This window comes from Micromonospora cabrerizensis, from assembly GCF_022230955.1.
Classification (GTDB): Bacteria; Actinomycetota; Actinomycetes; order Mycobacteriales; family Micromonosporaceae; genus Micromonospora; species Micromonospora cabrerizensis.
In genome coordinates, this window is the sequence record NZ_JAKKFI010000021.1 from 1 (window position 1) to 5370 (window position 5370).

At 57.4% G+C, this 5370-nt stretch carries 3 rRNA genes; all 3 read left to right on the forward strand.

What is annotated here, in order from left to right:
* Positions 1 to 47: 47 nt before the first annotated feature.
* The 3 genes from LADH09A_RS02635 (at position 48) to rrf (ending at position 5264) form a co-directional block, all read left to right on the forward strand.
* Positions 48 to 1564, forward strand: a 16S ribosomal RNA gene (locus LADH09A_RS02635).
* 382 nt (positions 1565 to 1946) lie between these two features.
* Positions 1947 to 5056 (forward strand): 23S ribosomal RNA (locus LADH09A_RS02640).
* 91 nt (positions 5057 to 5147) lie between these two features.
* Positions 5148 to 5264, forward strand: a 5S ribosomal RNA gene (gene rrf / locus LADH09A_RS02645).
* Together the 16S, 23S and 5S rRNA genes form the textbook arrangement of a ribosomal RNA operon.
* Positions 5265 to 5370: the final 106 nt, after the last annotated feature.

The window sequence follows — 5370 nt, forward strand, 5'->3', positions numbered from 1 at the left end:
CCTTTGGCAACATTTGTTTGTTGTCAGGATGCTGTTCAACTAATTTTTTGTTGGAGAGTTTGATCCTGGCTCAGGACGAACGCTGGCGGCGTGCTTAACACATGCAAGTCGAGCGGAAAGGCCCTTCGGGGTACTCGAGCGGCGAACGGGTGAGTAACACGTGAGCAACCTGCCCCAAGCTTTGGGATAACCCTCGGAAACGGGGGCTAATACCGAATAGGACTTCCGGCCGCATGGCTGGGGGTGGAAAGTTTTTCGGCTTGGGATGGGCTCGCGGCCTATCAGCTTGTTGGTGGGGTGATGGCCTACCAAGGCGACGACGGGTAGCCGGCCTGAGAGGGCGACCGGCCACACTGGGACTGAGACACGGCCCAGACTCCTACGGGAGGCAGCAGTGGGGAATATTGCACAATGGGCGGAAGCCTGATGCAGCGACGCCGCGTGAGGGATGACGGCCTTCGGGTTGTAAACCTCTTTCAGCAGGGACGAAGCGAGAGTGACGGTACCTGCAGAAGAAGCACCGGCCAACTACGTGCCAGCAGCCGCGGTAAGACGTAGGGTGCGAGCGTTGTCCGGATTTATTGGGCGTAAAGAGCTCGTAGGCGGCTTGTCGCGTCGACCGTGAAAACTTGGGGCTCAACCCCAAGCCTGCGGTCGATACGGGCAGGCTAGAGTTCGGTAGGGGAGACTGGAATTCCTGGTGTAGCGGTGAAATGCGCAGATATCAGGAGGAACACCGGTGGCGAAGGCGGGTCTCTGGGCCGATACTGACGCTGAGGAGCGAAAGCGTGGGGAGCGAACAGGATTAGATACCCTGGTAGTCCACGCTGTAAACGTTGGGCGCTAGGTGTGGGGGACCTCTCCGGTTTCCTGTGCCGCAGCTAACGCATTAAGCGCCCCGCCTGGGGAGTACGGCCGCAAGGCTAAAACTCAAAGGAATTGACGGGGGCCCGCACAAGCGGCGGAGCATGCGGATTAATTCGATGCAACGCGAAGAACCTTACCTGGGTTTGACATGGCCGCAAAACTCACAGAGATGTGAGGTCCTTCGGGGGCGGTCACAGGTGGTGCATGGCTGTCGTCAGCTCGTGTCGTGAGATGTTGGGTTAAGTCCCGCAACGAGCGCAACCCTCGTTCGATGTTGCCAGCGCGTTATGGCGGGGACTCATCGAAGACTGCCGGGGTCAACTCGGAGGAAGGTGGGGATGACGTCAAGTCATCATGCCCCTTATGTCCAGGGCTTCACGCATGCTACAATGGCCGGTACAATGGGCTGCGATACCGCGAGGTGGAGCGAATCCCAAAAAGCCGGTCTCAGTTCGGATCGGGGTCTGCAACTCGACCCCGTGAAGTCGGAGTCGCTAGTAATCGCAGATCAGCAACGCTGCGGTGAATACGTTCCCGGGCCTTGTACACACCGCCCGTCACGTCACGAAAGTCGGCAACACCCGAAGCCGGTGGCCCAACCCCTTGTGGGAGGGAGCCGTCGAAGGTGGGGCTGGCGATTGGGACGAAGTCGTAACAAGGTAGCCGTACCGGAAGGTGCGGCTGGATCACCTCCTTTCTAAGGAGCACCTTCACCCGAAAGGGTGCAAGGAGCCCGCGACCTGCGAATGTTGGGTCGGGGTGCTCAGATGGCGGAGACACTGGCAAGTTTTGCCCTGGCAACGGCCGGCGGCGCCTAGTACAGCTACTTCGGTGGTGGGAACGGATGCTGTTGGTGCGGCTGGGGGAGAATGTAGGCACCCTGTTGGGTCCTGAAGGAACAACCTTCGTGTTGTTGTTTCAGAGACTTGGCCAGCCCCCCTTTTGGTGGGGCTGGAAGTCTGCCAGGCATGGCCTGGCCTCACATACCGCTGGTCTTTGGACTGGGTTTGGTGTGGGGCGGATCGGGTTGTGGGTTGGTCGTTTGTTGAGAATTGCACAGTGGACGCGAGCATCTTTGTGGTCAAGTTGTCAAGGGCGAACGGTGAATGCCTTGGCACCAGGAGCCGATGAAGGACGTGGGAGGCCGCGATAGGCCTGGGGGAGCTGTCAACCAAGCTGTGATCCCAGGGTGTCCGAATGGGGAAACCTGGCACCAGTCATGTGGTGTCACCCACACCTGAACACATAGGGTGTGTGGAGGGAACGCGGGGAAGTGAAACATCTCAGTACCCGTAGGAAGAGAAAACAATTTAGTGATTCCGTGAGTAGTGGCGAGCGAAAGCGGATCGAGGCTAAACCGGCTGCGTGTGATACCTGTCAGGGGTTGCGTGGTCGGGGTTGTGGGACCCTGCTGAATGTACTGACATGCATTCGAGAAGTTACAAAGTCAGTGGCTAGTCGAACAGTCTGGAATGGCTGACCGTAGACGGTGAAAGTCCGGTAGGTGAAAGTTGCTGACCTTCTGTGGGTGTTCCCGAGTAGCGGCGGACCCCTGAAATCTGCCGTGAATCTGCCAGGACCACCTGGTAAGCCTAAATACTTCCTGGTGACCGATAGCGGACAAGTACCGTGAGGGAATGGTGAAAAGTACCCCGGGAGGGGAGTGAAATAGTACCTGAAACCGTTCGCCTACAATCCGTCGGAGCCTTGCGGGGTGACGGCGTGCCTTTTGAAGAATGAGCCTGCGAGTTAGTGGCATGTGGCGAGGTTAACCCGTGTGGGGGAGCCGTAGCGAAAGCGAGTCTGAATAGGGCGATTCAGTCGCGTGTCCTAGACCCGAAGCGGAGTGATCTAGCCATGGGCAGGCTGAAGCGCGGGTAAGACCGCGTGGAGGGCCGAACCCACCAATGTTGAAAAATTGGGGGATGACCTGTGGTTAGGGGTGAAAGGCCAATCAAACTCCGTGATAGCTGGTTCTCCCCGAAATGCATTTAGGTGCAGCGTCGCGTGTTTCTTGCCGGAGGTAGAGCACTGGATGGTCTAGGGGGCCCACAAGCTTACCGAAATCAGCCAAACTCCGAATGCCGGTAAGTGAGAGCGCGGCAGTGAGACTGCGGGGGATAAGCTTCGTAGTCGAGAGGGAAACAGCCCAGATCACCAGCTAAGGCCCCTAAGCGTGTGCTAAGTGGAAAAGGATGTGGGGTCGCATAGACAACCAGGAGGTTGGCTTAGAAGCAGCCACCCTTTAAAGAGTGCGTAATAGCTCACTGGTCAAGTGGTTCCGCGCCGACAATGTAGCGGGGCTCAAGCACACCGCCGAAGCTGTGGCATTCACATTTTAACCTCGCTTGGACTTGATTCCTTGTGCAGGTGTGTGGATGGGTAGGGGAGCGTCGTGCCGCGAGTGAAGCAGCGGGGTGACCCAGTTGTGGACGCGGCACGAGTGAGAATGCAGGCATGAGTAGCGAAAGAAGGGTGAGAAACCCTTCCGCCGGATGACCAAGGGTTCCAGGGCCAGGCTAATCCGCCCTGGGTGAGTCGGGACCTAAGGCGAGGCCGAGAGGCGTAGTCGATGGACAACGGGTTGATATTCCCGTACCCGCGAAAGAGCGTCCCTGATGAACCTCGTTGTGCTAACCACCTGAACTGACTGATGTCTTCGGACGGATGTTGGGGAAGCTGGGAACCTGATGGGTAGTAGTCAAGCGATGGGGTGACGCAGGAAGGTAGCTGAGCCCGGCCGGTGGTTGTGCCGGGGTAAGCGTGTAGGCCGTGTTGTAGGCAAATCCGCAACACATATAGGCTGAGACGTGATGCCGAGCCGATTCAGGTGAAGTCAGTGATCCTATGCTGCCGAGAAAAGCCTCTAGCGAGTTCTTAGCGGCCCGTACCCCAAACCGACACAGGTGGTCAGGTAGAGAATACCGAGGCGATCGGGCGAACTGTGGTTAAGGAACTCGGCAAATTGCCCCCGTAACTTAGGGAGAAGGGGGGCCGGAGACGTGAAGCCCCGCGCGGGTGGAGCGTTGTATGGCCGCAGAGAGCAGGGGGAAGCGACTGTTTACTAAAAACACAGGTCCATGCGAAGAAGTAATTCGATGTATATGGACTGACGCCTGCCCGGTGCTGGAACGTTAAGGGGACCTGTTAGCTCTTCGGGGCGAAGCGGAGAACTTAAGCGCCAGTAAACGGCGGTGGTAACTATAACCATCCTAAGGTAGCGAAATTCCTTGTCGGGTAAGTTCCGACCTGCACGAATGGCGTAACGACTTCCCCACTGTCTCAACCACAGGCCCGGCGAAATTGCAGTACGAGTAAAGATGCTCGTTACGCGCGGCAGGACGGAAAGACCCCGGGACCTTTACTATAGCTTGACATTGGTACTCGAATTAGCTTGTGTAGGATAGGTGGGAGCCGGTGAAGTCCATACGCCAGTATGGGTGGAGGCAATCTTGAAATACCACTCTGGTTGATTTGGGTATCTAACTTCGGACCGTTATCCGGTTCAGGGACAGTGTCTGGTGGGTAGTTTAACTGGGGCGGTTGCCTCCTAAAAGGTAACGGAGGCGCCCAAAGGTTCCCTCAGCCTGGTTGGCAATCAGGTGTTGAGTGCAAGTACACAAGGGAGCTTGACTGTGAGACTGACAGGTCGAGCAGGGACGAAAGTCGGGACTAGTGATCCGGCACTTGCGAGTGGAAGCGGTGTCGCTCAACGGATAAAAGGTACCCCGGGGATAACAGGCTGATCTTCCCCAAGAGTCCATATCGACGGGATGGTTTGGCACCTCGATGTCGGCTCGTCGCATCCTGGGGCTGTAGCAGGTCCCAAGGGTTGGGCTGTTCGCCCATTAAAGCGGTACGCGAGCTGGGTTTAGAACGTCGTGAGACAGTTCGGTCCCTATCCGCCGTGCGCGTAGGATACTTGAGAAGGGCTGTCCCTAGTACGAGAGGACCGGGACGGACGAACCTCTGGTGTGCCAGTTGTCCTGCCAAGGGCACGGCTGGTTAGCTACGTTCGGAAGGGATAACCGCTGAAAGCATCTAAGCGGGAAGCCTGCTTCAAGATGAGGTATCCCACCCACCTTGGTGGGGTAAGGCCCCCAGCTAGACGACTGGGTTGATAGGCCGGAAATGTAAGCCCGGTAACGGGTTCAGTTGACCGGTACTAATAGGCCGAGGACTTGACTACTAAGCTGCTACGCGTCCACTGTGCAACTCTCGATAAACGAACAACAGACCACACGATTGTGTGTTGGTGTTGTTTGACATGTCGATAGAGTTACGGCGGTCATGGCGGAGGGGAAACGCCCGGTTACATTCCGAACCCGGAAGCTAAGCCCTCCAGCGCCGATGGTACTGCACTCGTGAGGGTGTGGGAGAGTAGGACGCCGCCGGACAATCTTTCCAGAAAGGGTCACCCATCGGGTGGCCCTTTCTGCGTTTCCCCACAACGGCCCCGGTGATCGACACGGAATCACTGAAACCGCGGTATCCGGGCGGCTT